Source organism: Arthrobacter sp. UYEF36, assembly GCF_040547025.1.
In the GTDB taxonomy this organism is placed as follows: Bacteria; Actinomycetota; Actinomycetes; order Actinomycetales; family Micrococcaceae; genus Arthrobacter.
This window is the reverse complement of sequence record NZ_JBEPOX010000009.1, coordinates 182,542-207,689: the sequence shown is the minus strand read 5'-3', so window position 1 is coordinate 207,689 and position 25,148 is coordinate 182,542. Positions and strand designations below refer to the sequence as shown.

Genomic DNA, 25,148 nt, shown 5'->3' with positions numbered 1-25,148 from the left:
CTTAAACTTCTTCCCTGGTAAGGCCGGTGCTGAGGTCTTTCGTCAAGGACGCTACCGCATCCACGCCGCCGTCGCCGATGGCCACAACCAGCGCGGTTCCCACGATCACGCCGTCCGCATAGGCGGCGATCTCCCGGACCTGGGCCGCGTTGGACACGCCCAGCCCGACGCAGACGCGTTCGGCGCCGGCGGCCTGCGCGGCGGCCACAACGTCCTTGGCCGCGGAACTGACCGAGGTGCGGGCGCCGGTGACGCCCATGATCGAGACCGCGTAGACGAAGCCGCGGCTTGCCTCAACGGTGCGCTTCATCCGCTCCGGCGAGGATGACGGCGCCACCAGGAACACCCGGTCCAGGCCGTACTTGTCCGAGGCCGCCATCCACTCCGACGCCTCGTCCGGGATCAGGTCCGGGGTGATGAGCCCGGCTCCCCCGGCTTCGGCCAGCTGGCGGGAGAATTCCTCCACGCCCATCCGGACCACCGGGTTCCAGTAGGTCATGACCAGCACGGCGGCGTCGGTCTTGCTGGTGATGCCGCGGACGACATCGAAGACCTGCGACACGTGGAAGCCCTTGGCGAGGGCCTCCGTGGTCGCCGCCTGGATGACCAGGCCGTCCATGACCGGGTCGGAGTACGGGATGCCGATTTCAATCAGGTCCGCGCCGTTTTCCGCGAGGGCGATGCCGGCCGCGATGGTCTCCTCGACGCTCGGGTAGCCGGCGGGGAGGTAGCCGATCAGGGCCGCGCGGCCCTGGGCTTTGGCGCGGTCGATAGCCGCGGCCGATTTGCTGGCGGTCCGGGCGGCGCCCCGGTCCTCGACGGTGCTCACAGCTGCTCCCCCTCTTTGGCGATCTCGTGTTCGGGTGAATCCTTGTCCAGCAGGTCGAACCATTCCGCGGCGGTTGCCACGTCCTTGTCGCCGCGGCCGGAGAGATTCACGAGCACGATCTTCTCTGAAATTTCGCCTCCGGCACTGCCCTCGGCGGCGAGCCGCTGGCCAACCTTGATGGCACCGGCCAGGGCATGCGCGGACTCGATGGCCGGGATGATGCCCTCGGTGCGGCAGAGCAGCCGGAACGCGTCCATGGCCTCGCTGTCCGTGATGGGCTCATAGCTGACGCGTCCGATGTCCGCGAGGTAGGAGTGCTCCGGGCCGACGCCGGGGTAGTCCAGACCCGCCGAGATGGAGTGCGATTCGATGGTCTGTCCGTCGTCGTCCTGCATGAGGTAGGAGCGGGCGCCGTGCAGCACGCCGGGCTTGCCGAGCGTGATCGTGGCGGCATGCCGGCCGGTTTCCACGCCCTCGCCGCCGGCTTCGAAGCCGTAGATCTTGACCGAGGGATCGTCCAGGAAGCCGTGGAAGATTCCGATCGCGTTGGAGCCGCCGCCGATGCAGGCGCACACGGCGTCGGGCAGGCGGCCGGTCTGCTCCAGAATCTGGGCGCGGGCTTCCTCGCCGATGACCTCGTGGAAGTAGCGGACCATGGCCGGGAAGGGGTGCGCGCCGGCGGCGGTGCCCAGCAGGTAGTGGGTGTTGTCCACGTTGGCGACCCAGTCGCGGAGCGCCTCGTTGATGGCGTCCTTGAGCGTCTGCGACCCGTTGGTCACCGGGATGACGGTGGCTCCGAGGAGCTCCATCCGGGCCACGTTGAGGGCCTGCCGGCGGCAGTCCTCGGCGCCCATGTACACAACGCACTCCAGGCCCATCAGGGCTGCGGCGGTGGCGCTGGCGACGCCGTGCTGCCCGGCGCCGGTCTCGGCGATGACACGGGTTTTACCCATCCGCTTGGCAAGCAGCGCCTGGCCCAGCACGTTGTTAATCTTGTGCGAGCCGGTGTGGTTGAGGTCCTCGCGCTTAAGGAAGATCCGCACGCCCCCGGCGTGCTCGGCGAAGCGCTTGGCCTCGGTCAGCAGCGAAGGCCGGCCGGAGTAGTTCTTATTCAGCTCCGCGATCTGCGCGGTGAACTCGGGGTCCGCCTTGGCTTTCTCGAAGGTGTCCTCAAGCTCATCCAGGGCTGCGATGAGTGACTCGGGCATCCATCGGCCGCCGTAGGAGCCGAAGTAGGGTCCGGGAGCGTGCCGCAGGGATTCTCCACCCTGCAGGAACGCGTCCACGGCGCTTTCGTCTGAGCCGGTTGCTGGCGCATCGACCATCAGTCTCACCATCCTGTTCCACTGTTAATTAGATCTGGGGTGCTGCACGGAGGAGCTGACGGCATCCGGCCAGGCGTTGCCCGGCCGGAGCCCGGTCAGGAACGTGCGGCGATTGCTTCGGCTCCGGCTGCCATGAATTCCGCGATCCGCTCCCGCGGCGTCGCGTCGCTGACCAAGGCCTCGCCGACGAGGACCGCGTTGGCGCCGTTCGCGGCGTAGTGCCGGACGTCGTCGACGCCGCGCACGCCCGATTCCGCGATGACGAGCGCGCCGGCGGGAATACTTCCGGCGAGTCCGGCGAAAACGGAACGGTCGACGTCGAGCGTCTTGAGGTTCCGCACGTTGACGCCGATGATCCGCGCCTCGGCGGCAACCGCCCGCTCGATTTCCTCGGCCGTGTGCGTCTCGACGAGCACGTTCATGCCGAGTTCGCGGCTGAGGGCGCTGAACTCGCGCAGCTGCGCATCGGACAGCGACGCCACGATCAGCAGGATCAGGTCGGCCCCGTGTGCCCGGGCCTCCCAGATCTGGTACTCGTCGACCATGAAGTCCTTGCGCAGCAGCGGGGTGTCCACGGCTGCCCGGACGGCGTCGAAGTCGGCGAGCGAGCCGTTGAAACGGCGCTGTTCGGTCAGCACGCTGATCGCGGCCGCGCCGCCGTCGGCGTACTGAACGGCGAGCGAGGCGGGGTCCGCGATGCTGGCGAGATCACCCTTGGAGGGGCTGCGGCGCTTGATTTCGGCGATGACCTTCAGCTGCCCGCGGGTGGCCGAGGGACCGCCCAGGGCGGTCCAGGCGTCGCGCGCAGGCGCGGCCGCGGCAGCGCGCTCCTTCAGTTCGGCGAGCGTGACGAGGCGCTGACGGGCCTCCATATCCTCCCTGACACCGGCGTTGATGTCATCGAGAACAGTCACCCTTAGTGGCCGGAGTTCTTCAGCTTGCTGCCGCCCACGCCGTAACCGGCCTTGCGCATGACCAGGCCGATGACCAGGCCCAGCAGCATCACAACGCCGCCCGCGATGAAGATCGTGGTGTTGGCAATGACAAAGGCGATCGACATGATGAGGGCTCCGACGAGCATGACCAGGACGGTGGTCCAGGCTGCCGGGCTGTTGCCGTGGCCGGTCGGTTCGCGGTGATCGATATCGTCGTAGGAGTAGCCGGTTCCGGCGGCGGGCTTGGGGGCGGAAACTGGTGCTTTGCTCATTGAAATCTCCTCAGGGTGAATACTGCTTACATTCTGCCATTTTTTGGCCGTGTCGTTGGCCGGGTTACTGGCTGCGTCACTGGCCGGGTTACTGGCTGCGTTACTCGGCGCGCCCGCGGCGTCGGCTCAGGTGGGATCGTCGCCGCGTGACAACCGGTCCCAGCTGTCGATCTCATCCGCCGGACCGGCCGGCGCCGCGGACCCGCCGGCGGCCGCACCCGTTGCTGCGGTGTCGTATTTCGTGCGTGACTTCCAGTAGCGGCCCGCAGGGATGACCAGCAGGGCGCTGAGCCCCAGCAGGGTGCCGGCGACGACGGCGAGGGCCGGGAACGCCGTGACGTCCACCTGCACGTTGCTGCCGGTGATCCCGGTGGCGGCGGCGATGGAGCCCTGGGCGGCGGCCAGCGGGTCCGCGATGACGATCGCTGCGGCGCCGACGATGCCGGTGGCGGCGAGCAGGATGAGCGCCGTAATGATCCAGCGCGCAATCCGGCCGGCGATCGACGCGGCGAGTCCGCCGGCGAGTGCCACCAGCGCCAGGGCCGTCACCGTGGTCGCGGCTTTGCTGCCCTGCACCTGCAGGCCGGCCTGGCTGTCGACGGCCTGGCCGAGCTGGGCCGGGTCGAGGTGGACGGTGAGCCAGGTCTGCGTGGTGGTGCCGAAGACGGCCAGCGCCAGGGCGGCGATGGCCAGCACGAGGGTGGATTTCCGGGCCCAGCGGGGAACGACGGGGCTGGTGCTCGTGACCGTGCTGCCGCTCATGCCTGCGTCCCGGCGTCGGGAATGGAGTCGGCCGTGATGTTGCGCAGCGACCGGGCCGTGTGGACCGCACGCATCGGCGCGGCGGCCTTGTTGACGGTTTCGAGGGCTTCGGTGGCGTTCACGGAGTCGGCCACAATGCCGCCGCCGGCCTGCACGTAGGCGCGGCCTTCCCGCAGCAGGGCCGAGCGGATGGCGATGGCCATGTCCATGTCACCGGCGAAGTCGAGGTAGCCCACCACACCCCCATAGATCCCGCGGCGGTGCGGTTCCAGTTCGTCGAGCAGGCGCAGCGCGCGGGGTTTGGGGGCGCCGGAGAGAGTTCCGGCCGGAAAGGTCGCCTTCAGCACGTCGTAGGCCTTGGCGGTGGGCGCGAGTTTGCCGACCACGGTGGAGACCAGGTGCATGATGTGGCTGAAGCGCTCGACTTCCATGAACTGGGTGACGTCGACGGTGCCGGCCACGCAGACCTTGGACAGGTCGTTGCGGGAGAGATCGACCAGCATCAGGTGTTCGGCGCGTTCCTTTTCGTCCGCGAGGAGCTCCTCGGCCAGGGCCTTGTCAGCCTCCACGGTCTTGCCGCGCGGCCGGGAACCGGCGATGGGGTGGGTGATGACTTCCTCGCCGGTCACGGTCACGAGCGCTTCCGGGGAGGAACCGACGATCGAGTACTGCCGGCCGTTGGCGTCCTCGAGGCTGAAGATGTACATGTACGGGCTGGGGTTGGTGTTCCGGAGCACCCGGTAAACGTCCAGCGGGTCGGCACCGCATTCCATTTCGAAGCGGCGCGAGATGACCACCTGGAAGACTTCGCCGTCGACTATTGCTTCCTTGCTGCGGTCCAGGGCGGCGAGGTAGTCCGTCTCGTCCCAGCGTTCCTGCACGCTGGAGGCGAAGTCCAGGGCTGCGGGGTCGAGGACGGAGACCGGCTGCTGGACGGGGGCGCTGACCTGCGCCAGCAGGGCCTTGACCCGCGCGACGGCGTCATGCCAGGCCTCGTCGACCCGCTCGCTGCTGTTGTCGAAGTTGATCGCGTTGGCGATCAGCAGCACGGTGCCGTCCATGTTGTCGTGGACCGCCATGTCGGTGACGAGGTTCAGCGCCATTTCCGGCAGTTCCAGGTCGTCCTCGGGCGGGCTGGTGAGCTTTTCCCAGTGCCGGACGGTTTCCCAGCCGAGGAAACCCACCAGCCCGGAGGTGAACGGCGGCAGGCCCTCGAAACGGTCGGTGCGGAGGGCCTCGACGGTGTCGCGGATGGCGTCCACCGGGCTGCCGGCCAGCGGAACGCCGACGGGCGGTTCGCCAAGCCAGTGCGCCTGGCCGTCCTTGGTGGTCAGGGTGGCCCGGGAGCGGGCACCGATGAAGGAGTAGCGGGACCAGGAGCCCCCGACGGCCGCGGATTCCATCAGGAACGTGCCGGGCTGGCCCTGGGCGAGTTTGCGGTACAGCCCGATCGGGGTTTCGGCGTCAGCCAGCACCTTGAGCCGGACGGGGATGACACGGCTGTGGCCTGCGAGTTCACGGAACTCCTCCAGGCCCGGGCTGATGATTCCTAGGTCCTGCATGGCTGTGGTTTCCGCCTGTTCTTTCAGTGGTCCTGAAGGTTGGGTGTGTGGGGTGTTCCCCCGATGCGGCTGCCCTGTTTGGCTGCCCTGTTTGGCTGTGCGCCGCGGTCAGCTGCTTGGGTCAGCCGGCGTCGCCGGTGACGACGTCGAGTCCGCGGCCGTCGAAGCAGGTCCGGGTCCCGGTGTGGCAGGCCGCGCCGATCTGGTCCACACGGACCAGCAACGCGTCGCCGTCGCAGTCCATGGCGAGGGATTTGACCCACTGCACATGGCCGGAGGTGTCCCCCTTGCGCCAGTACTCCTGGCGGGAGCGGGAGTAAAACGTCACCCGTCCGCTGGTCATGGTGCGGCGCAGGGCCTCATCGTCCATCCAGCCCAGCATCAGCACCTCGTTGGTGTCGTATTGCTGCACGATCGCTGCGACGAGCCCGGCACTGTCCCGTTTCAGGGCTTCAGCGAGGCCCGCCGGGAGGGGGCTTATGGGCGCGGGCGGGCCGGGGGCGGTGCTTCCGGTGACGGCGCTTCCACTGGCAGTATTTCCAGTGGCGGGGGCGGGGGCGGGCTGCTCAGACATCAGCTCAAGTCTAGTGCCTTGGCGCGGGGCGCCGCCCAGTTGCCCGGCGCCGTGCTTAACATCGGCGTCACCAGGGTGTGAATGGCTTTCGGGCGGCCAAAACGACGGCGGTGCAGGTGCACACGCGCCGCCGTCTCGTGCTAGTTTCACAAGTGATGCATTTCGTCGATCCCTCCCGAGAAGTTCTGGCCGAAACCTTACTGGCGGCCGGTCCTGACTCCCCCACGCTCTGTAAGGGCTGGCGCACCAGGGACCTCGCTGCCCACCTGTACCTGCGCGAGCGAAAAGCCGCCGTCGGGCTCGGCCTGCTGTTCAAACGCCTGGCCAAGGCGTCGGACCATGCTACGGCCGCGCTGGCGGCCAAGCTCACGACGCCGGAGGAGTACAACAAGCTGGTCAACTCCTTCCGGGCCGGACCGTCCGCTTTTTCGCCGATGAAGATCAAGGCGCTGGACGAAAGCGCCAACCTGATCGAATACTTCGTGCACACCGAGGATGTCCGCCGCGCCGTGGACCGCTGGGCGCCCCGCGCCCTCGACGGGGAGTATTCGGACGCCCTCTGGGACGAGCTGGTGAAGCGCGCGGCCATCCTCTACCGCGGTGTGGACCTCGGAATCGTGCTGGTGCGCCCCTCCGGCCCCCGGCACGTCGCCAAGCGCGCTCCGGTGTCCGTGGCGATCGTCGGCGAACCCGGCGAACTCCTGATGCACGCGCACGGGCGCACCCGCCACGCGCTCGTCACCTTCGAAGGCCAGCCGGACGCCGTCGCGCTCCTGCAGTCCGCCGAAGTCGGGCTCTAAGCACCCTCCCCCACAACACAGCCCCCACCGCCAAGCAATGCGGGGTCACTTACCGCCCATAATCCCCTCCGGGATGGGCGGTAAGTGACCCCGCGTTGCTTTAAGCGGTGCGGTTAGCGGACTTCGAAGCCTGCGTCGCGGATCGCGGCCTTGACCTGGGCGATCATGTCCAGCGGGCCGAAGTGGAAAACGGACGCGGCGAGCACCGCGTCGGCGCCGGCCGCCACCGCCGGCGGGAAGTGCTCCGGTTTGCCGGCACCGCCGGAAGCGATGAGCGGGACCTTGACCCCGGCCCGCGCGAGGCGGATCAGTTCCAGGTCGAAGCCGTCCTTGGTGCCGTCGGCGTCGATCGAGTTCAGCAGGATTTCCCCTACCCCGCGGTCGGCCGCTTCACGGGCCCAGGCGATGGCGTCGATGCCGGTACCCTGGCGGCCGCCGTGCGTGGTGACCTCGAAGCCGGAGGCGGTGGGCTGCGACCCCGGACGGGTGCGCCGTGCATCGAGGGACAGCACCAGGACCTGGGACCCGAAGTGCCGGGTGATCTCGTCGATCACGTCGGGACGGGCGACGGCGGCGGTGTTGATCGCCGCTTTGTCCGCACCGTAGCGCAGGAGCTTGTCCACTTCGGCCACGCCCCGCACGCCGCCGCCGACGGTCAACGGGATGAAAACTTCCTCGGCGGTGCGCCGCACGACGTCGAAGGTGGTCTCCCGGTTACCCGAGGACGCCGTGACGTCAAGGAACGTCAACTCGTCGGCGCCGCCATTGTCGTAGCGGTGCGCCAGCTCCACCGGGTCTCCGGCGTCGCGCAGGCCTTCGAAGTTGATGCCCTTGACGACGCGGCCGGCGTCAACGTCCAGGCACGGGATAACGCGGACGGCTACAGCCATAACTTCTCCTGGTATTCGCTTACGAACGGTTGTGCTGGCGCCGGGTCAGATGCGGCAGGCGTGGATCGTGCTGACCAGGATGGCGCGGGCGCCCAGGTCGTAGAGCTCGTCCATGATCCGGTTGGTCTGCTTCTTCGGCACCATCGAGCGGACGGCAACCCAGTCCGAATCGCGCAGCGGCGAGACCGTGGGGGATTCCAGGCCGGGCGTGAGGGCCGCGGCTTCTTCCACGAGCTCCTTGCGGATGTCGTAGTCCATCATGACGTACTGCCGCGCCACGAGGACGCCCTGCAACCGGCGGATGAGCACGTCGGCAGCCGGGTTCTGCTCGCCCTTGCGGCCGATCAGGACGGCTTCGGAGTGCAGGATGGGCAGGCCGAAGATCTCCATGCCGGCTGCCTTGAGGGTGTTGCCGGTTTCGACGACGTCGGCAATGGCGTCCGCGACCCCGAGGCGCACGGAGGATTCGACGGCGCCGTCGAGGCGGACAACCTTGGCCTTGATGCCGCGCTCGGCGAGGTAGCCGCGGAGCAGTCCGTCGTAGCTGGTGGCGAGGCGCTTTCCTTCGAGCTGTTCGACCGTGGCGAAGTCGCCGACCGGGCCAGCGAAGCGGAAGGTGGAGGCGGCGAAGCCCAGCGGGAGCAGTTCTTCGGCTTCAACCTCAGCGTCGAGGAGGAGATCGCGGCCGGTGATGCCGACGTCGAGCGTGCCCTGGCCGACGTAGACGGCGATGTCGCGCGGGCGGAGGAAGAAGAATTCAATGTCGTTGTCCGGGTCAACCATGACCAGCTCGCGGGTGTCGCGGCGCTGGCGGTAGCCGGCCTCGGCGAGCATGGCGGAGGCGGCTTCGGACAGGGATCCCTTGTTCGGGACGGCAACTCTCAGCATTGGGGAGGTCTTTCTTGGTGAGGACGGGGTCAGTCAGTACAGGCACAGCGGGCCACGCGGGACGCCGGAATCGCAGGGGGCCTGGCGGTTTCCGGAGCGGACGTGGCTAGAGATGCTTGTAGACGTCTTCCAGGCTGAGTCCTTTGGCGAGCATCAGAACCTGCAGGTGATAGAGCAGCTGCGAGATTTCTTCGGCGGCGGCTTCATCGGATTCGTACTCGGCAGCCATCCAGACCTCGGCTGCTTCCTCCACGACTTTCTTGCCGATGCCGTGGACTCCGGAATCCAGTTCGGCGACGGTGCGGGAGCCCTCCGGACGGGCGGCTGCCTTCTCACTCAGTTCTGCGAACAGCGATTCGAAATTCTTCACACCCTCCAGCCTACTTGCTCGCGGGCGGGGGGCGCCTGCCGGGCCCTTGCGTGACGGCGGGGATGTGAGCGATTACACAGTTGTCTGGGTCCGGCCGTACCCCGTGCGGGGTCCGGCCGGACCGTGTGCCTGCCGGATCAGCTGAACTGCTTGAGGGTCACCGCGGTGGCCAGGGCGGCGGTGACGGCCTCGTGGCCCTTGTCCTCGGTGGAGCCCGGCAGCCCGGCCCGGTCGATCCCCTGCTGTTCCGTGTCGCAGGTCAGCACGCCGAAGCCAACCGGGACGCCGGTGCGTACCGAGACCTCGGTCAGGCCGAGCGTGGCCGCCTCGCAGACGTACTCGAAGTGCGGGGTTCCGCCGCGGATCACGACGCCGAGCGCCACGACGGCGTCGAAGTGCGGTGCCAGCCTGGCAGCGGCGACGGGAAGCTCGAAGGTGCCGGGGACGCGGAGCACGGTCGGTTCGCCGATGCCGGCGTCCTTCGCCGCGCGCAGGGCTCCGTCCAGCAACCCGTCCATGATCTGGGTGTGCCAGCTCGCGGCCACGATGGCCAGCTTCAACTGCGAGGTTTCCTCCGGTTTGAAGGTGCTGAGGTCAATCTGTGGTGCGCCGTGTCCGCTCATCTGGGAATCCTTGTTCTGCTCAGTGGTGGTGTGCGTGTCGAAACGTCGTGCGGCCGCAAGTGGGGCTGGCCGCAGCGTCTTTCAGTCCTGGTCGTGCTCGAAGCCGCGCGGACCGGCAACCGGCGCGGCCGGCTCCATGTCCAGGACCAGCCGGTGGTCCATCCGGTCCTTCTTGGTCTGCAGGTACCGGATGTTCTGCTCGCGGGAGGGAACCTCGGTGGGCACCATCTCCACGACGCGGACGCCGGCCTGGGCCAGCCGGTCCTGTTTGTCCGGGTTGTTGCTCAGCAGCCGGACCTCGTGCAGGCCCATATTCGCGAGGATCTGGGCCGCGGCCTTGTAGCAGCGGGCATCCACGGGGAGGCCCAGCTGTTCGTTGGCCTCGACGGTGTCGAAGCCGGCTTCCTGCAGGGCGTAGGCCTTCATCTTGTTCGCGAGGCCGATCCCCCGGCCCTCCTGGCCGCGCAGGTACAGCAGGGTTCCGCCGAACTCGTTGATCATCTCCAGGGCATAGGCCAGCTGTTCCCCGCAGTCGCAGCGGTAGGAGCCAAACACGTCTCCGGTGAGGCACTCCGAATGCAGCCGGACCAGCGGGGCTGTGCCGTCGACCGGCGGCAGCGGCGAGCTGACCGCCAGGTGCTCGGCGCCGGTGACCAGGTCGGTCCAGGCCTGCGCCACGAAGTCACCGAACGCCGTGGGCAGCTGGACGACCGGACCGGCGCTGACCGGATGCGGCTGGCGTCCGGTTTCCCGCTGTTCCTGAGCTTCCGACGTCGTCATCGTTTCTCCTCCATCAAACCGGGTCCGTCGCGTGGCCGGCAGGCTGCCGGGCCTCAAGGTAAGCCACCAGGTCCGCAATCGAGACCAGCGGGCAGCCGTGCTCAAGGGCGAAGCCCCGAAGTCCGTCCAGCCTCATCATTTCTCCGTTGTCGTACACCACTTCTGCAATCACACCCACCGGCTCGAGTCCGGCCAGCTGGCACAGTTCCACGGCCGCTTCGGTATGACCGGGACGCTCCCGCACTCCCCCCTTAACGGCTCGGAGCGGAAAAACATGCCCGGGCCGGGTCAGCGCCGCCGGCTGGCTCCCGGGATCGGCCAGGATCCGGGCGGTCAGGGCCCGGTCCGTGGCAGAGATTCCGGTGCTGACGCCCACGGCCGCGTCGCAGGACACCGTATAGGCGGTGCCCTTGGCATCTTCGTTGATTTCGACCATGGGCGGCAGCGCGAGTGCGTCGGCACGGCCGGCGTCGAGCGGTACGCAAATCACGCCGGAGCTGTACCGGATGGTCCAGCCCATCAGGGCCGGCGTGGCGTGCTGCGCGGCGAAGATGATGTCGCCTTCGTTTTCCCGGTCCTCATTGTCGACCACCAGGACAGGGCGTCCGGCGGCCATCGCGCGGATGGCATCCTCGATCAGGTCCAGTCCGGCCGGCGGGATAACGGGTGCAAGCTCCGCATGAAGGGCGGCGTCGGCGGGCTCAGTGAGAAGAGGCTGCCGGGCAGTGATGTCCTTGACGTTGTTCACGGTGTTCCCCCATCCGCGCGTGCTGCTGCTCCCCCGGCTGCCGCACCTGAAAAGGCGAGCAGACGCTCAGTGTACTTCGCCAGCACGTCCACTTCGAGGTTCACGTGGCTGCCGGGGGCTTTCGCGCCCAGTCCGGTGTCCGCCAGCGTGGTGGGGATCAGCCCCACCTCGAACCACGGCGCCGAGTCAGCGGCCGGGCTCACGGCGGTCACCGTCAGCGAAACGCCGTCGACGGCGATGGACCCCTTCTCGGCGACGTAGCGCGCCAGCCCGGCGGGAACGCCGAAGCGGAGCCGGTCCCAGTTGCCCAGCGCCTCACGCTCCAGCAGCTGCCCGACGCCGTCTACGTGGCCCTGGACGACGTGCCCGTCGAGCCGGCCGCCGGCCGGGACGCAGCGCTCCAGGTTGACGGGGTCCCCCGCGGCGAGTTCGCCGATGGTGCTGCGCGTCAGGGTTTCGCCCATCACGTCAACGCTGAACTCCTTGCCGTCGATCTCCGTGGCCGTGAGGCAGACGCCGTTGACGGCGATGGAGCCGCCGAGCGCGAGTCCCTCGGTGCTGCCGGGCGCGTGGAGCCGGACGGTGGCGCTGATGTCGCCGTTGCGGTCGACGGACAACACCTTCCCCTGCTCGGCAATAATTCCGGTGAACATCAGTTGCCTCCTGCGGCGGTGTCCGCGCCTGTGCGGAGCGGGGTTGAATCGGCTGAAGTGTTGGTGGCGGCCGGCACGGGCGCCAGCGCGTTGTTGGTGCGGGCACTGTTTTTACCGGCGCTGATTGTGCGGGCTGGCCTCAGGTGCAGCCGAAGGTCACGGCCGAGCGGCTGGACCGCCCCGCCGGACGCGGGATCCCATTCCCACTGCTGGGCGTCGGCCAGGGTGGTAATGCCGAGGTCCTCCAGTGCCGGGGTTCCGGAGCCGAGGAGCGTCGGGGCCAGGTAGACGATGAGTTCGTCCACGAGCCCGGCGGCGAGGAAGGCACTCAGGATCCGGGAGCCGCCTTCCACCATGAGGTGGCGGACTCCGGCGGCGAACAGCTCATCCAGCGCCTCCCGCGGATCACGGGTGGGCAGGTGGAGGACTTTGCCGTCGTCGCCGTTGATTGCGGCGCCCTCGGGAATCCTCCGGTAGCCCATCACGACCCGCAGCGGCTGGCGGCCGGCCGGTTCGCCGTCGGCACCGCGGGCGGTGAGCCGAGGGTTGTCGACCAGCACCGTCTGGGTTCCGACCAGGATCGCGTCGATCCGGCCACGCAGGGAGTGGTTGTCGGCGAGCGATTCCGGGCTGGAAATCCACTGGCTGGTGCCGTCGCTGGCCGCGATGCGGCTGTCGAGGGTCTGCGCGATGTGCAGGGTGACGAAGGGGCGCATGGCGGCCACGGCGTCGAACCATCGCCGGTTCAGCTCCAATGCGGCCTCGGCACCGAGCCCGGAGCGGACTCGGACCCCCGCGGCGCGCAGGGTAGTTGCGCCGCCGGCGGCGGGGTCGTGCGGATCGTCGATCGCATAGACGACGTCCGCGATGCCGGCCCCGATGATCGCCTGGGCGCAGGGCCCCGTGCGTCCGCTGTGGTTGCAGGGCTCCAGCGTGACCACCATCGTGGTGCCGCTGAGGTCCAGGCCCGCGGCCTTCGCCTGGTCGATCGCGTCGGCTTCCGCGTGGGCGGTGCCGGCTCCGCGGTGGTAGCCCGTGACTATCCGGGCCCCGTCAGCGTTGATCACGACGGCGCCGACCAGCGGGTTCGCGCCCCGGGGCCCCTGCCGGGCTGCTTCGAGGGCGGCATCCATGGCGGCGACCTCGGCCGCGCTGAACCCGGCAACGTCCAGGGCCGCGGAGTCGTCCGCCGTCCCGGGTGTGAAGTGTTGGACGCTCATCATCCTGCCACCGGGCTTTCGAAGACCGGAGTGGTGGTGAAGAGCCATCGCAGAGAGTGCATGTGTGTCGTTCCTTCCCTCAAAAGCCGCGATGGCTCCGGGGGTATACGACAGCGAACTTCCACGGCGCCACGAGGGCACCGCAGTAACAGCTGTACGTGCTTCTCTCATCCAGACTTTAACTGTCGGTACCGGAGTTCCACCGGTTCAACCGTCTGCCGGCAGCCTTCCCGAAGGAAGCGCCGGCTCGCGGGTCGCGGACTATAACCGCCGGTTCGGACTTACACCGACCCCGGAGCACGTATGTGTCTTGCTATTCTGGCACAACCGCCGGGTAGCTTTAGCTATTCCCGCCCGCAGGATGTTACGGGGTGCGTCATTTTCGCCCCGTCCTGCGGGCCGTCCTGCGGGCCACCGGCGGCCGGGCCGGCGGCTTGGCTGGAGCTGGCCGGGCCGGCGGATTGGCTGGAGCTGGGCGGGCTGAAACTGGCCGGAGGCGCCGCTAGCGCTGGCCGGAGGCGCGGAGCCGTTTGATGGCCTCGGCAGGATCATCGGCACCGTAGACGGCGGAACCGGCCACGAAGACGTTGGCGCCGGCGTCCGCAGCACGCCAGATGGTGTCCTCGGTGATGCCGCCGTCGACCTGCAGCGCCACGTCCAGCCCCGAGGCGTCAATCGCCGCGCGGGCCCGGCGGATCTTCGGCAGCGTGAGGTCGAGGAATTCCTGGCCGCCAAAGCCCGGTTCCACGGTCATGATCAGCAGCACGTCGATCTCACCGAGCAGGTCCAGGAAGGGTTCCACACCGCTGCCCGGCCGGAGCGCCAGCCCTGCCTTGGCCCCGCGGGCCCGCAGCTCCCGCGCCAGTTTGATCGGCGCAATCGATGCCTCGGCGTGGAACGTCACGGAGGCGACTCCCGCGTCGGCGTAGGCCGGAGCCCAGCGGTCCGCGTGCTCGATCATCAGGTGGGCATCCAGCGGCACCGGGCTGACCTCCTGCAGGCGTGCCACCACCGGCAGCCCCAGCGAGAGGTTGGGGACAAAGTGGTTGTCCATGACATCCACGTGCACCGCATCTGCGGTGCTGATTTTGCGCAGTTCGGCTTCGAGGTTGGCGAAGTCGGCGGAGAGAATACTCGGATTGATACAGCACTTGGCCATGTGGAATTCCTTGTCGTTCTGCTGAGATGTCCTGTGGAAGGCGCGGGCTCCAATGCCCCAGTATTCCCTGTTGGTCAGGCCTTTTTGTGGATGAGCGCCAGGAACATGGCGTCGGTCCGGTGCACATGCGGCCAGAGCTGGGCGGTGAGCTCGTGGCCGGCGTCGAGGTGGCCGGTCAGGCTGACGCTGTCCAGCACCGCACCGGCGTCGAGCAGTTCAAGGTCGTCACGTTTGCGCAGCACATCGCTCACGACGGCGGTTGTCTCGGCCGGGTGCGGTGAGCATGTCACGTAGGCCACCACGCCCCCGGGCTTCACGGCTGCCAGCGCGGACGTGAGCAGCTCGCGCTGCAGCGGGCCGAGGTCGGTCAGGTCCTTGGGCGTCCGGCGCCAGCGGGATTCCGGGCGGCGGCGCAGGGCGCCGAGTCCAGTGCAGGGCGCGTCGACGAGTACCCGGTCAAAGCTCTCCGGCATTTCCGTGCCCACCTCGCGGCCGTCGCCGGTCCGCACATGCCAGACCTCATGTGGCACGGCGGCGAGGGCCTGGCGGACCAGTTTGGCGCGGTGGGCTGCGGGTTCGTTGGCGAGCAGGGTGGCGCCCTGCTCCCGGGCGAGGGCGCCGAGCAGGGCCGCCTTGCCGCCGGGGCCGGCGCACATGTCCAGCCAGCGTTCAGCTGTCCTTTCCGTGCCGGGGCCGGCGTTGCCGGCAGTCCCCCTGGCGCCAAGGTTGACGGCGGCCATGGCGCGGGCCACGAGCTGGGAGCCGACATCCTGAACACGGGTGGTGCCTTCGCGGACGGAGGCGAGCCGGCCGAGGTCTCCGCCGCTGGAGAGTGCCGAGCCTTCGACGAGTTCGCCGGGCGTGGCGCCGCCTTCGAGAGCCTCGTCCAGGCTGCCGAGCCCGGGCAGTGCCACGAGGTTGACCACCGGAGCGGCGTTGTCCGCCTCAAGGAGGTCACTGATTTCGCTGACCGGACGCCCGTGGGCCACCAGGGACTGCCGGAGGGCCCGGACAATCCACTCCGGGTGGGCGTAGCGGATGGCGGCTTTTTTGGTTTCGTCCGTCTCGTCGCTGAGCAGCAGGTCCAGCCACTCCTCGAGCGTGCGGGCGGATACCTTGCGCAGCACGGCGTTGATGAGCGCCGAGGGCCCGGCGCCAATGACGGCGCGGGCCAGGCCCACGGTCTGGTCCAGGGCGGCGTGGGCCGGGACGCGCATGGCCAGCAGCTGGTGGGCGCCGATCCGGAGCGCATCGAGGATGGCCGGATCCAGCTGGTCCAGCGGCCGGTCTACGCAGCGGGCCAGGATCGCGTCATAGGTGCCCTGGCCGCGCAGTGCCCCATAGCTCAGCTCCGTGGCGAAGCCTGCGTCGCGCTTGTCCAGGCCATGGTGCCGGATCCGGGCGGGCAGCACGAGGTTGGCGTAGGCGTCCTCGGCAGCGACGGCGCGCAGTACTTCGAAGGCCACGAGCCGGGCCGGGTCCGCCCGGCGGGTGCGCTGGGACGGCGCGTTCTCGGTGAAGCCGCGCTGCGGTCCACGGTTGCGTTCCCGTCCCTGCGCGTTCCGCTGGCTGCCGTCCCGGCCGCGGCCGCTCTGGCCGCCCTGGCCGCTTTGACCGGTGCCGCGCTGGCCGCCTGATCCGCCACGCTGGGGGCCGTTGCCGCGGCCGCTGCCGCTCGTCCCGGACTCGCTCATTCGAATACCACGCTTTCAAGTGTTGCCTGTCCGCGCGCCCAGTCAGCGGCGGTCATCATTTTCTTGCCCGACGGCTGGACCCGGGTCAGTTCCACCGGGTGTGAGCCGGTGCCCACCAGAACGATCTTGCCTTCCAGGGCCAGGTGTCCCGGTTCCAACGCCGGATCGCCCGGCCGCAGAATCACCGGTTCCAGCTTGATCCGCTGGCCGCCGAGGGTGGTCCACGCGCCGGGTTCAGGGGTGGCCCCGCGGGCCCGCCGTCCGATCGCCAGGGCGGGCTGCTGCCAGTCGAGCCGGCCGTCCTCGAGGGTGAGTTTGGGGGCGAGGCTGACGTCGCCCTGCTGCGGCACCGCGGCGGCCTGGCCGGCGTCGACGGCGGACAGCGTCTGGGTCAGCAGCACGGCGCCGCTATGGGACAGCCGCTCAAGCAGCGCCCCGGCGGTGTCATCGGGCCGCACGGCTTCGGTGAGGGTGCCGAACACCGGGCCGGTATCCAGCCCTTCCTCCAGCAGGAAGGTGACGGCCCCGGTCACGTCATCCCCGGCGATCAGGGAGCGCTGCACGGGCGCCGCACCGCGCCAGGCCGGCAACAGGGAGAAATGCAGGTTGATCCAGCCATGCCGGGGAATGTCCAGGGCCGGCCGGGGAATGAGCCCGCCGTAGGCCACGATGGCGGCGACGTCGGGGGCGGCAGCCGCGATCTGCTCCGTCACCGCTGCGTCAACCTTGGAGGCGTGGATGACCTTGAGGCCCAGTTCCGCAGCCCGGGCAGCAACGGGCGACGGCGTCAGCACGCGTTTGCGTCCGAGCGGCGCGTCCGGGCGGGTGAGGACGGCCACGACGTCGAATCCTGCCGCGACGAGCGCGTCGAGGGACGGCACGGCCACGGCCGGGGTCCCGGCGAAGAGAACCCTCACTGGGAGTTACCGAAGGAGCCGAAGCTGCCCGAACCTGCGCTGCCGGAACCGAAGCTGGTGCCGACCGTCCGGGCGCGCTTCGCCGTCGTCTGTTCGGTGATGGAGTCGTAGTTGGCGTTCCGGATGGCGCGCAGCGCGGTCTTCCGGTCCTCACCTTCCAGCCGGTCCGTGAAGAGGATGCCGTCGAGGTGGTCGGTTTCGTGCTGGAAGGCTCGCGCCAGCATGCCTTCGCCCTCCACCGTGACGGGGTTGCCGTGCAGGTCGACGCCGGTGACGCGGGTGTGCCGGTGCCGGCGGACCGGGAAGCCGAGGCCGGGGATGGAAAGGCAACCCTCGACCTCGTCGGGCTGGAAGTCGTCACTGTTTTCCAGCACAGGGTTGATGATGTGTCCCTCGATGCCGCCGATGCGGTAGGTGAAGACGCGTTGGCTGACGCCGACCTGGGGTGCGGCCAGGCCCGCCCCGTCCACGTCCTCCATGGTTTCGGTCATGTCGGCAACAAGCTTCGCCAGCTCAGGCCCGAATTCCGTCACAGGATCGGCAACTGTGCGCAGCACAGGATCCCCGATGATGCGGATATTCAAAATGGCCATGTGCAATCTGTCCTAACAGTGGGCGGCGACGGGATCCAGTCCAGTTTAGTTGCACACCGGACCCGGACCCGGACGGGTTCGAGGAATCGGCCTGGGCGGGGCGGATCAGCGCCCCGGCTGGCGGGTGTGGGCGCGGAGTCGCGGGCAAACCGCGACGGGTTGGGCGCGGCACGGGTGTCAGGAAGAAGTCTGTCCGCCGATCTGCGGCACCTTGCCCGGTCTTGCCAAAAATGTCGGAGCTCGGCGGTAAATTTTGATGCATGGAAACCGTCAGGGATTTCATTGCTTACGAGGACACGGCGCGGGACGCTGAACACAGCACCGGCCGCGGTACCTCCCGGGCCGGACAGCCCGGCATGGACGGTATGGAAGAGGCCCTCACCATACTCCGGAACGTGGGGTTGACGGCGGTCGACGACGCGGCGCTGCTGGGCTTCCAGGCCGCGTCGGATTTTGCCGGCACGGTGGAGGAGGCCGCGCGGGTCGTGGGGTATCTGCAGCTCGTGGCGGCCGGAGCCGTGGACCGGACCCGGAAACAGGCCACGGCCGCCCCCTCGAAGGCCAGCACCTCGTGGACCACCGGTTGGCGTGAGAGCTCCGGCCCCGGCACGGCCGGGCCGGACGATGCGCCCTGTGCGGTGGCTGTGCAGGGCAAGACGGTATCCGCCACGGGCTGGCGCGACGAATCCCATGTCGGCGCCCCCGGGCCGGACGATGCGCCCTGTGCGGTGGCTGTCACCGCGGGAGCGGCGGGTGCCCCGGACGCCGCTGATTCCCGTGTGGCTGTGGATGACGGGTACCGGAACACCACGGAGTTCCTGCGGGCGCGGTTGCGGATCAGCGCCGCCGAGGCCCGCCGCCGGCTCGCCTTGGCCGGGAGCCTCCTGCCGCGGGAGGGATTCACCGGCGAACCCCTCCCGCCCGTGCACGGGGAACTCAGTGCCGCCGTCGCCGCCGGGGAGGTCGCGTCCCGGGCCGCGACCCTCGTCACGCTGGCGCTGGACCGTGTCCGGCACGTCTGCGACGCCGAGGCGTCCGCCCGGATGGAGCACGCCCTGACCCGGACCGCGGCCGAGAACGATCCGGACTTCCTGGCCCGGGTGGCCCGGAGCTGGACCGATGCGCTGGACCAGGACGGCGCCGAGCCCTCCGAGGAACTCCTGCGCCAGCTCCAGGGCGCCTTCATCCGCAAGCCCCGCCACGGACTCCAGCACCTGGAGATCTTCGCGACCGCCGAACAGTTCGAACACCTCCTCACCGTCATGAACACCGCGACCAACCCGCGCACGGGCGCACCCCAGACACCCGGAACCCCGGAGGCACCGGGGACCGCGGCCGCCGGTGAGGGGTCCGCGGGCGGGCCTGCCGCAGCGGCGGCCACCCTCTCCGCCGGAGCCTCCACCGAAGCCAGCCCCTGGGCCGACGCCGGGAATGACGGCGGGAATGACGGCGGAAGTGCTGGGGTGGACGTCCCGCTGGATCTTCGTTCGCGCCCGCAGAAACACCTCGACGGCCTCGTCGGCGCCTGCAAGGCCGCCCTCGCCGCCGGCACTCTCCCCGCCGCGGGAGGGCTCCGCCCTCAGGTCATGGTCACCATCGACTACCGCGACCTCCTTGCCCGGCTCGGAAGCGGCGACAGCGGCCAGGCAATGGGGCAGACCGGAACGTTGCTGTTCACCGGACCCGTCACTGCGTCCACCGTCCGGAAGATCGCCTGCGATGCGGACATCATCCCGGTCCTCCTCGGCAGCGAAGGCCGGATCCTGGACATCGGCCGGGCCTCCCGGGTCTTCCCGCCGCACATCCGCAAAGCCCTCACCGCCCGCGACCAGGGCTGCGCGTTCCCCGGCTGCACCATCCCGGCGCCCTGGTGCGAAGCCCACCACATCAGCTACTGGTCCCACGGCGGAACCACCGGCACCGAGAATGGCACCCTGCTCTGCTCCCACCACCACCATCTGATCCACAAAGAACACTGGACCATCCAGATGCGTACCGGCATCCCCTGGTTCATCCCGCCACCCCACATCGACCCACACCAAAAACCCCGACGCAACTACTACTTCCACCCCGCAGAGCTCGGCACCGCCGCCTGATGGGTCCAGCCCGGCCGCAAAACTGCGGTGGCGAGTGACGCCGCCAATGGAGCGCCTGCACTAAGGCGCAACTATTGGCCGATGCTGGCACCGGCACAAATACTCGCTGACGCCGCCACCGGCACGACGTGTGCAGCTGGCAGGATCGCTGTGTCGGGACTACCGGGTAACAGTCGGGACTACCGGGTAACAGGCGGCGGTGCGAGTGGGAGCAGTGCCGTTCCGGCAGCAGAGGTGTCGGCGGACATTTCCCAGACGCGCCGCAGGGCGCAGAACTTCCACCAGTGGTGCTTCAAGACCTCCGGGTTGGCACGCAAGGGGCGGACTTCCGTCTCACCGATCGCAACCGCCAGCAGGATCGGCGATTCACCGTGCTGCCAGGCTTCCCACTCCCCCGCCACCGGGTCCACGAGGCTTTCCTCGGCCTTCATGCCGGCCACGAGCTGCATGACCACCTTGTCATCCAGCGGTTTGACGGTGCCGTCACGGCTGGTGCCCTTGGTCTTGTAGTCAATGAGGCAGGTCCGGCCGTTGATCTTGGCAACAAGGTCCAGGGTTCCGGCATAGCCGACGGTCTTGTTCCAGACAGTAATTTCCGGGGCGATCGGCTCCACCTGGAACAGTTCCCACCACTCGTCGAAGCGGGCCGCGAAGGCTTCCTCGCCGTTAGCGGCGAGGGCTTCGCGGGTTTCCTTCATCTGGTGCGGACGGCCCAGGGCACGCAGGGCCACCTGCTCGCAGTAGTTGTGCACCCGGTCCCCGCGCTTCGCGGCGTCGTCGCGGTAGGTCTCCGCGGCCTTGGCCGCGCGGCTCACCGCCTGGCGCACCTTGGCCGGGCTGCCGAGAATGCCTGGCAGTGTTGGATCCTGGGCGAGGCTGTTGGCGCCCATGTACCCAAACCAGCCGTCCAGGCCGTGGGGCTGCTGGCCGATCACGGTGGTGATGGACGGTACGGAGAACTGCTCCGAGGTGGAGCGGGCATACATCCGGCCATAATCCGTGGCGTGGGCAAGAAGTGGGGCGGTCATGACAAGACTCTTTCACGGGGCTCTGACAGTGGGGCAAACAGCGGGCCCGACTGCACTAACAACAATGGTCCGCCCCGCTCGGTGAGCGGAACGGACCATTTCTTGGGTGGGCGATACTGGGTTCGAACCAGTGACCTCTTCGGTGTGAACGAAGCGCGCTACCACTGCGCCAATCGCCCCAATGCCATTGAATGCTAGCCCACCCCGGCGGAATTCAGAAATCGGAGCCCTGCAGTCTGCGTATGTCACCGAATGCGTCCCCCACCGAGGCGCCGGGGAGCCGCGGCGGGCGCCCGGGGCCGTCCGGACGGAGTCCCGAAAATCCGGACGAATTACAGGGCTGTAATTCACAAGATCCGCTAGAACTCAAGGATGCAGCGGTCCCGGCGTCCGTCGTCGTCGTCTCGATTTGTAAGTTCCCTGAACCTCCTATAGAGTTCTTACTCGTTGGAACGCGAGGAAATGCCGATTGCGGCGGGGAATTGCAGACAATAATGCGGACGTAGCTCAGCTGGTAGAGCACCACCTTGCCAAGGTGGATGTCGCGAGTTCGAATCTCGTCGTCCGCTCGCAGGACACTGTCACGGTAAGGTTCTTCGGAATCCTATCTACACGGTGGGTTGGCCGAGAGGCGAGGCAGCGGCCTGCAAAGCCGTATACACGGGTTCGAATCCCGTACCCACCTCGGTGAAAACCCTGGTTTCCGGTTTCGGTCGGATGCAAGGGGCGATTGGCGCAGCGGTAGCGCGCTTCCCTGACACGGAAGAGGTCACTGGTTCGATCCCAGTATCGCCCACCAGAGCAAGGCAACTTGCTTGATGCAGTACCACCGGCCCCGCCGGCATGGACTAAAATGCGGACGTAGCTCAGCTGGTAGAGCACCACCTTGCCAAGGTGGATGTCGCGAGTTCGAATCTCGTCGTCCGCTCTCTTCATAAAAACTCCACTCCGGATTCTTCCGGTTGCGGGCGATTGGCGCAGCGGTAGCGCGCTTCCCTGACACGGAAGAGGTCACTGGTTCGATCCCAGTATCGCCCACCACAAGAGCAGCTCCCCCGGGGCTGCTCTTTCTGTGCTCTGGTGCCAGGCACTGCGCCCCCGGACCCCAAACCCCTGCTCTGCTCCCTCGGCCCTGTGAGCCGTTATACCCTGTGCACCTGACCCGGCATCTTTTACCCTGTGGGCGGACACCCTTGGCACCCCCGGTACCTCCCGCTAGGGTAGTAAGCGCAAGGAGCGATCTGGCTCCGCGACCGAAGGGAGGTGCCCGTGGGTTTACTTGACGATCTAAAGGGCAAGGCTCAGAAAGTGATTGGTGGCAACGAACAAGCCATCAAGAACGGCATCGTAAAGGCCGGCGATTTCGTCGACTCCAAGACCGGCGGAAAGCACGCCGACAAGATCGATGCCGCGCAGCGAGGCGCTTCCGACTTCGTGGACAAGGCGAACGACCGGCCGAATACGCCGCCGGTTGCCCAGCAGAATCCCGTTGCCGGAGAGCCCCCCGTTCCCGGGGAACCCCGCCAGCCTGGCCTCTGACCCAGATACGTCAGCGAGGTGCCGGTCCCGCCGAGAGGTGGCGCCGGCACCTCCGGCGTTTAACGGCGCTTAACGAAGCAACGCGGGGTCACTCGTGGTCCATCCGGAACGTCAGGATAGGCCAGGAGTGACCCCGCGTTGCGTTGGGCGTCAGGAAGGTTCGTGGTTCTGGCCTTCGCGGGCCAGTGCGGTGAGCCTGGAGACGGCGCGGAAGTACTTCTTCATGTACCCGCCCGTCATCATTTCCTCGGTGAAGAGCTGGTCGAACGGCACGCCGCTGGCCAGGATGGGCACGTCTTTGTCGTAAAGCCGGTCCGCGAGCACCACGAAACGCAGCGCCACGGCCTGTTCGGTGATGGTGTGGACGTTCTTCCAGACCACACCCTCGATCCCGTCAAGCATCTGGCGGTAACGGCTCGGGTGGACCCCGGCCAGGTGGTCGATCAGGGTACTGAACTCGTCGCGGGCCACCGTCTTGCCATGGAACTCGTTCTGCATGTGGTGCGTCAGCTGCTCGTTCGGCAGCGGTTGCGGCGCGGCGGGCAGGCCGCGGTGGCGGAAGTCCTCGCCGTCGATCCGGACCACGTCGAACTGGTCCGCCAGCACCTGGATCTCCCGGGCGAAGTCGACGGCGGCAAAGCGGCCATCACCCAGGGAACCCGGCAAGGTGTTGGAGGTGGCCGCGAGCTTGACGCCGGCGTCGGCCAGTTCGCGCATGAGGCGCGACATCAGCACCGTGTCGCCCGGATCATCGAGCTCGAATTCGTCGATGCAGACCAGCTTGTAGTGGCTCAGCGCCTCGACCGTCTTGCGGAAGGACAGCGCCCCGACAAGGTTGGTGTATTCGACGAAAGTGCCAAATGCCTTGGGCCCGGGGGCGGCGTGCCACAGCGAGGCGAGCAGGTGGGTCTTGCCGACGCCGAAGCCGCCGTCGAGGTAGATCCCGGCGCGGGACATGTCCTTCTTGCCGAAGAGGCGCTTGAAGAGCCCATCGCCGTCGCGCGCACCGACGTTGGCCGCAAATCCCTCCAGCGCCCTGACCGCAGTGGCCTGGCTGGGTTGCGCCGGATCCGGCCGGTAGCTGGAAAACGAAACCTCACCGAAGCGCGGCGATGGATAAAACCCGTTGAGGAGTTCATCCACTGAAACTGCCGGGGTGCGGGCGGCGAGCTGTTCGATCTGTACCAAGGTGGTCCGTTCTGCTGGTCTCTTGTCCCCAGAAAGAATACCGGCAATGCGCGGGGCCACCCGTCGGCACACGTGGGACGGGTGGACATCACGTGACGAAGACCATATTTCCGAGTGTGAACCGGGAGGGGCAATCCCGGCGGTGCGTGGCTAGTGTTGGAGAAGGCCCGGCGCCGCGCTCGATCCTTCCATGGCCCGGACTCCTGACCGTTTCAGTGAAAGGCCATCACAATGCCCTACCCCGTTGAGCAGAACGAGAAGTTCGCCACCTACGCCCACCCCGAACGTCTGGTGTCCACCGACTGGCTGGCCGCCGCGATCGACTCCGGCGCCCTCTCCGACGGCAAGCTCGTGGTGGTGGAGTCCGACGAGGACGTGCTGCTCTACGAGATCGGCCACATCCCGGGCGCCGTGAAAATCGACTGGCACACGGACCTGAATGACGAGGTCACCCGCGACTACGTCGACGGCGCAGCGTTTGCCGCCCTCGCCGCGGCCAAGGGGATCTCCCGCGACAGCACCGTCGTCATCTATGGTGACAAATCCAACTGGTGGGCGGCCTACGCCCTGTGGGTTTTCGAGCTGTTCGGCCATGAGGACGTCCGGCTGCTCGACGGCGGCCGGGACAAGTGGATCGCGGAAGGCCGCGCCCTCACCACGGACAAGCCCGTGGTCAGCCCCGGCGAGTACCCCGTCGTCGAGCGCGACGACGCCCCGATCCGCGCCTTCAAGGAAGACGTACTGGCCCACTTCGGCAAGCCGCTCATCGATGTCCGCTCCACCGAGGAGTACACCGGCCAGCGCACCCACATGCCCGCCTACCCCGAGGAAGGCGCCCTGCGCGGCGGACACATCCCCACCGCGGCCTCCATCCCGTGGGCCCGGGCGGCCGCCGAGGACGGTACCTACCGGACCCGCCCCGAACTCGAGGCGCTGTACCTGGGCGAGGCCGGGCTGAAGGCAGGCGACGACGTCGTCGCCTACTGCCGCATCGGCGAGCGTTCCAGCCACACCTGGTTCGCCCTCAAGTACCTGCTGGGCTTCGACTCGGTCCGCAACTACGACGGCTCCTGGACCGAATGGGGCAACGCCGTCCGCGTACCGATCGTCAAGGGCACCGAACGCGGCACGGTCCCGGCCGCCAGGTAAGCCCCGCCGCCTCCAGGCCCTTCGACACCTGGCCGCCGGCCACCACCAGGCCCCGGGCGGGACACAATCGCCGCGCGTGCGTAAGCTGGAAGAGATGAATACTGCTGCCCTCCCCACCGCACTGGCGGAAATTGTTGACGACTTCCAGGCCGTCACCGAACCCGAACGGCTCCAGCTGCTGCTGGAGTTCTCCCGTGAGCTCCCGGAGCTCCCGGACCGGCTCAAGGACCACCCGGAGCTGATGGAGCAGGTGGTCGAGTGCCAGTCGCCGCTGTTCCTGACCATCGAAACGGAACAGTCCGACGGCGGCGCTGCCGATAGCGTCCGGCTCTATTTCAAGGCACCGCCCGAAGCTCCCACCACGCGCGGCTTCGCGAGCGTGCTGCACGAGGGCCTGGACGGACTGAGCCCGGCAGAGATCCTGGCCGTTCCGGACGACATGCCGGAGCTGCTGGGCCTCACGCGGGCCATCACTCCGCTGCGGATGCGCGGGATGACCGCCATGCTGGGGCGGATCAAGCGCCAGGTTGCTGCCCTCCCGCAGCAGCCCTGAC

At 68.2% G+C, this 25,148-nt stretch carries 26 protein-coding genes, 6 tRNA genes and 1 riboswitch; of the genes, 10 read left to right on the top strand and 22 right to left on the bottom strand.

Features of this window, described 5'->3' with window-relative positions:
* Position 1: 1 nt before the first annotated feature.
* The 7 genes from trpA to hisI form a co-directional block, all read right to left on the bottom strand.
* A complete protein-coding gene (gene trpA, locus ABIB29_RS14605; RefSeq protein ID WP_354173515.1) occupies positions 2 to 829 on the bottom strand; it encodes a tryptophan synthase subunit alpha in 828 nt (275 codons plus the stop codon).
* Positions 826 to 2,154, bottom strand: coding sequence for a tryptophan synthase subunit beta (trpB, locus tag ABIB29_RS14600; RefSeq protein ID WP_354173514.1), 1,329 nt, complete (start codon positions 2,152 to 2,154; stop codon positions 826 to 828). The genes trpA and trpB overlap by 4 nt, the downstream gene beginning before the upstream one ends.
* Positions 2,155 to 2,249: 95 nt before the next feature.
* Entirely contained in the window at positions 2,250 to 3,068 is an 819-nt protein-coding gene (gene trpC / locus ABIB29_RS14595) for an indole-3-glycerol phosphate synthase TrpC (protein ID WP_354173513.1), read from the bottom strand.
* A 2-nt stretch (positions 3,069 to 3,070) separates the two neighbouring features.
* Positions 3,071 to 3,361, bottom strand: coding sequence for an HGxxPAAW family protein (locus ABIB29_RS14590; RefSeq protein WP_354173512.1), 291 nt, complete (start codon positions 3,359 to 3,361; stop codon positions 3,071 to 3,073).
* A gap of 126 nt (positions 3,362 to 3,487) precedes the next feature.
* Positions 3,488 to 4,123, bottom strand: coding sequence for a Trp biosynthesis-associated membrane protein (locus tag ABIB29_RS14585; RefSeq protein ID WP_354173511.1), 636 nt, complete (start codon positions 4,121 to 4,123; stop codon positions 3,488 to 3,490).
* Entirely contained in the window at positions 4,120 to 5,685 is a 1,566-nt protein-coding gene (locus tag ABIB29_RS14580) for an anthranilate synthase component I (RefSeq protein WP_354173510.1), read from the bottom strand. Before ABIB29_RS14580 ends, ABIB29_RS14585 begins: the two co-directional genes overlap by 4 nt.
* Positions 5,686 to 5,806: 121 nt before the next feature.
* Positions 5,807 to 6,259 carry a phosphoribosyl-AMP cyclohydrolase gene (gene hisI, locus ABIB29_RS14575; RefSeq protein WP_354173509.1) on the bottom strand — a complete coding sequence of 151 codons (453 nt, stop codon included), beginning with the start codon at positions 6,257 to 6,259 and terminating at the stop codon, positions 5,807 to 5,809.
* Positions 6,260 to 6,414: 155 nt separating this feature from the next.
* Here hisI and ABIB29_RS14570 point away from each other — a divergent pair, with 155 nt between their 5' ends.
* Positions 6,415 to 7,059 (top strand): TIGR03085 family metal-binding protein, encoded by a 645-nt coding sequence (locus tag ABIB29_RS14570; RefSeq protein ID WP_354173508.1) that lies wholly within the window; start codon positions 6,415 to 6,417, stop codon positions 7,057 to 7,059.
* Positions 7,060 to 7,172: 113 nt separating this feature from the next.
* Here the strand turns inward: ABIB29_RS14570 and hisF are convergent, their stop codons facing one another.
* The 12 genes from hisF to def form a co-directional block, all read right to left on the bottom strand.
* On the bottom strand, positions 7,173 to 7,949 hold the full coding sequence (gene hisF / locus ABIB29_RS14565; RefSeq protein WP_354173507.1) for an imidazole glycerol phosphate synthase subunit HisF: 777 nt from the start codon (positions 7,947 to 7,949) through the stop codon (positions 7,173 to 7,175).
* A gap of 45 nt (positions 7,950 to 7,994) precedes the next feature.
* On the bottom strand, positions 7,995 to 8,837 hold the full coding sequence (gene hisG / locus ABIB29_RS14560; protein WP_354173506.1) for an ATP phosphoribosyltransferase: 843 nt from the start codon (positions 8,835 to 8,837) through the stop codon (positions 7,995 to 7,997).
* Between the two features lie 106 nt (positions 8,838 to 8,943).
* Entirely contained in the window at positions 8,944 to 9,207 is a 264-nt protein-coding gene (locus tag ABIB29_RS14555; protein ID WP_123254457.1) for a phosphoribosyl-ATP diphosphatase, read from the bottom strand.
* A 137-nt stretch (positions 9,208 to 9,344) separates the two neighbouring features.
* The gene (gene ribH / locus ABIB29_RS14550; protein WP_354173505.1) at positions 9,345 to 9,830 is read right to left on the bottom strand and encodes a 6,7-dimethyl-8-ribityllumazine synthase; all 486 of its coding nucleotides are present in this window, start codon (positions 9,828 to 9,830) and stop codon (positions 9,345 to 9,347) included.
* Between the two features lie 81 nt (positions 9,831 to 9,911).
* Entirely contained in the window at positions 9,912 to 10,610 is a 699-nt protein-coding gene (gene ribA, locus ABIB29_RS14545) for a GTP cyclohydrolase II (RefSeq protein WP_354173504.1), read from the bottom strand.
* Between the two features lie 13 nt (positions 10,611 to 10,623).
* Entirely contained in the window at positions 10,624 to 11,226 is a 603-nt protein-coding gene (gene ribB / locus ABIB29_RS14540) for a 3,4-dihydroxy-2-butanone-4-phosphate synthase (protein ID WP_354173537.1), read from the bottom strand.
* A 128-nt stretch (positions 11,227 to 11,354) separates the two neighbouring features.
* Positions 11,355 to 12,011, bottom strand: a complete 657-nt coding sequence (locus ABIB29_RS14535; RefSeq protein WP_354173503.1) for a riboflavin synthase — start codon at positions 12,009 to 12,011, stop codon at positions 11,355 to 11,357.
* On the bottom strand, positions 12,011 to 13,231 hold the full coding sequence (gene ribD / locus ABIB29_RS14530; protein WP_354173502.1) for a bifunctional diaminohydroxyphosphoribosylaminopyrimidine deaminase/5-amino-6-(5-phosphoribosylamino)uracil reductase RibD: 1,221 nt from the start codon (positions 13,229 to 13,231) through the stop codon (positions 12,011 to 12,013). Before ribD ends, ABIB29_RS14535 begins: the two co-directional genes overlap by 1 nt.
* Positions 13,232 to 13,385: 154 nt before the next feature.
* Positions 13,386 to 13,536, bottom strand: a riboswitch (FMN riboswitch).
* 197 nt (positions 13,537 to 13,733) lie between these two features.
* On the bottom strand, positions 13,734 to 14,390 hold the full coding sequence (gene rpe, locus ABIB29_RS14525; RefSeq protein ID WP_354173501.1) for a ribulose-phosphate 3-epimerase: 657 nt from the start codon (positions 14,388 to 14,390) through the stop codon (positions 13,734 to 13,736).
* 74 nt (positions 14,391 to 14,464) lie between these two features.
* A complete protein-coding gene (locus ABIB29_RS14520; protein WP_354173500.1) occupies positions 14,465 to 16,084 on the bottom strand; it encodes an RsmB/NOP family class I SAM-dependent RNA methyltransferase in 1,620 nt (539 codons plus the stop codon).
* The gene (fmt, locus tag ABIB29_RS14515; protein WP_354173499.1) at positions 16,081 to 17,001 is read right to left on the bottom strand and encodes a methionyl-tRNA formyltransferase; all 921 of its coding nucleotides are present in this window, start codon (positions 16,999 to 17,001) and stop codon (positions 16,081 to 16,083) included. Before fmt ends, ABIB29_RS14520 begins: the two co-directional genes overlap by 4 nt.
* On the bottom strand, positions 16,998 to 17,594 hold the full coding sequence (def, locus tag ABIB29_RS14510) for a peptide deformylase (protein ID WP_354173498.1): 597 nt from the start codon (positions 17,592 to 17,594) through the stop codon (positions 16,998 to 17,000). Before def ends, fmt begins: the two co-directional genes overlap by 4 nt.
* Positions 17,595 to 17,854: 260 nt before the next feature.
* Between def and ABIB29_RS14505 the strand changes: the two genes are divergently transcribed.
* Positions 17,855 to 19,690 carry an HNH endonuclease signature motif containing protein gene (locus tag ABIB29_RS14505; protein WP_354173497.1) on the top strand — a complete coding sequence of 612 codons (1,836 nt, stop codon included), beginning with the start codon at positions 17,855 to 17,857 and terminating at the stop codon, positions 19,688 to 19,690.
* Between the two features lie 179 nt (positions 19,691 to 19,869).
* Here the strand turns inward: ABIB29_RS14505 and ABIB29_RS14500 are convergent, their stop codons facing one another.
* Both ABIB29_RS14500 and ABIB29_RS14495 read right to left on the bottom strand, forming a co-directional pair.
* Positions 19,870 to 20,718: a cytochrome gene (locus tag ABIB29_RS14500; RefSeq protein ID WP_354173496.1), complete on the bottom strand. Its 849-nt coding sequence runs from the start codon at positions 20,716 to 20,718 to the stop codon at positions 19,870 to 19,872.
* Between the two features lie 107 nt (positions 20,719 to 20,825).
* Positions 20,826 to 20,897, bottom strand: a tRNA-Val gene (locus ABIB29_RS14495).
* A 317-nt stretch (positions 20,898 to 21,214) separates the two neighbouring features.
* Between ABIB29_RS14495 and ABIB29_RS14490 the strand changes: the two genes are divergently transcribed.
* From ABIB29_RS14490 to ABIB29_RS14465, 6 genes are all read left to right on the top strand, one after another.
* Positions 21,215 to 21,287, top strand: a tRNA-Gly gene (locus ABIB29_RS14490).
* Between the two features lie 45 nt (positions 21,288 to 21,332).
* Positions 21,333 to 21,403 (top strand) — tRNA-Cys (locus ABIB29_RS14485).
* A gap of 39 nt (positions 21,404 to 21,442) precedes the next feature.
* Positions 21,443 to 21,517, top strand: a tRNA-Val gene (locus tag ABIB29_RS14480).
* A 56-nt stretch (positions 21,518 to 21,573) separates the two neighbouring features.
* A tRNA-Gly gene (locus ABIB29_RS14475) sits at positions 21,574 to 21,646 on the top strand.
* Between the two features lie 38 nt (positions 21,647 to 21,684).
* Positions 21,685 to 21,759: transfer RNA gene (locus ABIB29_RS14470), tRNA-Val, on the top strand.
* A gap of 228 nt (positions 21,760 to 21,987) precedes the next feature.
* Positions 21,988 to 22,257 (top strand): antitoxin, encoded by a 270-nt coding sequence (locus ABIB29_RS14465; protein WP_354173495.1) that lies wholly within the window; start codon positions 21,988 to 21,990, stop codon positions 22,255 to 22,257.
* A gap of 150 nt (positions 22,258 to 22,407) precedes the next feature.
* Here ABIB29_RS14465 and zapE read toward each other — a convergent pair whose 3' ends face one another.
* A complete protein-coding gene (gene zapE / locus ABIB29_RS14460) occupies positions 22,408 to 23,445 on the bottom strand; it encodes a cell division protein ZapE (RefSeq protein ID WP_354173494.1) in 1,038 nt (345 codons plus the stop codon).
* Positions 23,446 to 23,676: 231 nt separating this feature from the next.
* Here zapE and ABIB29_RS14455 point away from each other — a divergent pair, with 231 nt between their 5' ends.
* Together ABIB29_RS14455 and ABIB29_RS14450 are read left to right on the top strand one after the other, a co-directional pair.
* Positions 23,677 to 24,594, top strand: a complete 918-nt coding sequence (locus tag ABIB29_RS14455; protein ID WP_354173493.1) for a sulfurtransferase — start codon at positions 23,677 to 23,679, stop codon at positions 24,592 to 24,594.
* 94 nt (positions 24,595 to 24,688) lie between these two features.
* Positions 24,689 to 25,147 (top strand): SufE family protein, encoded by a 459-nt coding sequence (locus ABIB29_RS14450; protein ID WP_354173492.1) that lies wholly within the window; start codon positions 24,689 to 24,691, stop codon positions 25,145 to 25,147.
* The last annotated feature ends 1 nt before the right edge of the window (position 25,148 follow it).